Source organism: Microcystis sp. LE18-22.4A, from assembly GCF_027531105.1.
Lineage (GTDB): Bacteria > Cyanobacteriota > Cyanobacteriia > Cyanobacteriales > Microcystaceae > Microcystis > Microcystis aeruginosa.
The window spans coordinates 1-2,778 of record NZ_JAPZRB010000218.1; the positions used below are offsets into that span (position 1 = coordinate 1).

Genomic DNA, 2,778 nt, shown 5'->3' on the forward strand with positions numbered 1-2,778 from the left:
CAATTGTCTATCTTTTGGTATTAACCTGTTTGTGCCTTAAGTCCTTCCCTGTATGGATTTCAGCTACTTTTGAGCGTAGGCGCTCTCATCGAATTTTATTTTAAGTTAATTATTTGCATAACAATTCCCGAAGAGCCAAAACTTTTCTAGCTCTGCCTAATGGGATTCCCTCTCATGATACATTGATCCGATTATTTGCCCGTTTAAAATCAGAAGAACTCCAGTCATGCTTTATTAGTTGGATGCAAGCAGTTCATCAGGTGACCAATGGAGAACTCTTAAATGTGGACGGGAAAACCTGACGAGGGGCAAAAGAACGAGGAAATAACCGCAGTTTAATTCCTATGGTAAGTGTCTGGTCAGCCACTAATCATTTGGTACTTGGTCAACGAAAAGTCGCTGAAAAATCCCATGAGATTACTGCTATTCCTGAATTATTGAAGATTTGAGAAATTCGAGGTTGTTTAGTAAGTATTGATGCCATGGTATGTCAAACTGAAATTGCCTCTACAATTATTGAGCAAGGCGCTGATTATGTATTAGCATTGTGAAACGCTGATCTGCCAAGCATTATACCCTCAGTTATCTTTTGTTATCGTTTGAGTCCCGCTAAATAGGGTTTGCGGCAAAAAGTTTTTCGTGGGGACAGGGTGTGGGGTGTGGGGTGTGGGGTGTGGGGTTTTAGGGATTTTGAGGGGGTCAGTTACCTAATTTTCAGGGAAAAAGTCCCGGAATTTTACCCCCGATCACTCCAAGGGTTGGCACTTTTTGAGGGAAAAAAAGTCTAAAAGTCTTACCCAACAAGGTTTTTAGATTTATTCAGCCAACCCTAAATAGGGCTTGCTGAATAATGGTAAAACCCTTTTAAAATAAGGCTTTTGACCTGTTAAAATCCGATGTTCATGCTGCGAAAATAGGATTGGGACATTCAAAAACCTTGCATTATCCTTCTTGTAGTACATAAACCAGTACAAAAAAGAGGGCAACAAAGCCTGAAACGACCGGCTACTGACGACCGACGACCGACTCCTAACCCCACCAACAAACTTTTTCAGCAAACCCTAAATAAGCAATTCGACTCACCACTACTTCCAGATCGCTACCCCATAGTCTATCCCTTTCCTGGCGTTACTGGGTTTTCTGCGTTTGCTCCAGATACTTCCGCACACTCTGTCCCATCTGCACCAGATTCGGTTCAATCTTTTTGGCCAGAAGCTCTTCGACTAGGTGAACTAAGCGACTGAGCAAGAAGGGTGGCACACTGTGAACTGCGCTGAGGTCAATCCTCACTTCGCCTCGGCTTTCGACCAATGTGCAATTGCCTCGATCCAGAAAGCGGTTCTTGCCAGCGCAAAACACCGCCTCTCGGTAGGCATGGGTTTCAATTTGCCAGTCTACAGTAAACTCATTGTTGTCCCAGATATCGTATTCCGTCCAAGTGAACAGTTCTTCACTCAAAAGTGCCCGAGCAGCGGCTGGGATGTCCCCACCCCCATGCCACTCCAGCACCAGTCGCACCAGTCGCTCCGCTTCCTGGCGAGACTTGAGTTGCAGCGATCGCACATTGGGCAGATACGGCCCCAACTCCATCAGCTTGTCCCGATAGGTGGCATAAACCAAGGGTCGAGAAAACGACACCTGTGAATCAACGGAAATTTTGATCATCTTTGGGCTCCAACGGCATGGGGCAAGATATGCAGTTTAACGCGGGTATGAAGTACTTGTACATCTTCAACCCCTATTCGCCCGAATACTCCGACCCCGTTTAACTCCTCCTTCCACGGCGTTCAAACAACCGTTCGACCTTGGGAATTAAGGATAAGATTCCCAAGGCTAAGAGAGTGCTGAGAATGGCCGTCGCTTCTCGCCCCATCCCTGCCGCTACGCCGATGGCCGCCGTTAGCCATATGCCCGCCGCCGTGGTCATCCCCTTAGCCTCCTCTTGGTGCCTTCCTATAATGATCGATCCGGCCCCAAGGAATCCCACCCCAGCGATCAAACCCTGCAACACACGAGTTAAATCTGCGATCGATGCCCCAGATTGTTGAGGAATGAGGACGAAGAGTGCTGCCCCGAAAGAAACCAGCATATGCGTTCGCAACCCTGCCGCCTTGCCCTTGATCTCCCGATCGTACCCCAGTAGACCACCAAGGATCGCCGCAAGCAGGAAACGTAAAATGATGCGGATAATTTGAGCCAAATCGGTGATCTCGGAGAATTCCGATAGCACAGTATTCCATATCACTTGCCACACACCCGTAGTCCCTCCTTACTTTGGCTGTACTTCATTCTACAAAGTTGGCTGTAATTTCTTTGTTGATGTCCGATCGTTCTACCGATAGATTGCATCATCAATCGTGACTCGGAAAAACTCACCCTCTGACTCAAACCGCTCAGTGCCAAAGTACCATCCAATCCGCAGACGGGTCGGAATGGTAAGCTAAGACGCATTTAAAGCACTTATTCTTAAGATTAGCCGAATCTCCCCCAATCCCTTTACTGTTGCCTCTTGCCTCTTGCCTCTTGCCTCGTCTCAACAAGCAATTTAAATGCTTAACAGCTTATAGCCACAGAATGTGCCTTCTTCCTCTATAATTCCACCGAAGTCCACATAATGGGACTTAGACAAAAAACAAATCGAGAAAAGCCTCAACTCCAATCCCCGCTTGGGATTTACTTCGAGAAGCCCAAAATCGCTGAAACCCAGATAGATCAAGGAAAATCATAAATCGAGGTTAACCCTTTGTCCCGTAATGGTTTGAGCCTTTTTTGCTGACC

General features: G+C 46.7%; 2 protein-coding genes and 1 pseudogene. 1 reads left to right on the plus strand and 2 read right to left on the minus strand.

What is annotated here, in order from left to right; translation table 11 throughout:
* Positions 1-107: 107 nt before the first annotated feature.
* Positions 108-548: pseudogene (locus O9295_RS09670) on the plus strand (ISAs1 family transposase); the annotation flags it as partial.
* 580 nt (positions 549-1,128) lie between these two features.
* On the opposite strand, the gene O9295_RS09675 reads toward O9295_RS09670, so the two are convergent.
* Positions 1,129-1,665 carry a hypothetical protein gene (locus tag O9295_RS09675; protein WP_288032820.1) on the minus strand — a complete coding sequence of 179 codons (537 nt, stop codon included), beginning with the start codon at positions 1,663-1,665 and terminating at the stop codon, positions 1,129-1,131.
* Between the two features lie 100 nt (positions 1,666-1,765).
* A complete protein-coding gene (locus O9295_RS09680) occupies positions 1,766-2,254 on the minus strand; it encodes an MgtC/SapB family protein (protein ID WP_079208667.1) in 489 nt (162 codons plus the stop codon).
* Positions 2,255-2,778 lie beyond the last annotated feature (524 nt).

What these genes read in the sequence shown, in the direction of transcription:
- O9295_RS09675 (WP_288032820.1), bottom strand. Translation starts at nt 1,665, where the DNA reads ATGATCAAAATTTCCGTTGATTCACAGGTGTCGTTTTCTCGACCCTTG.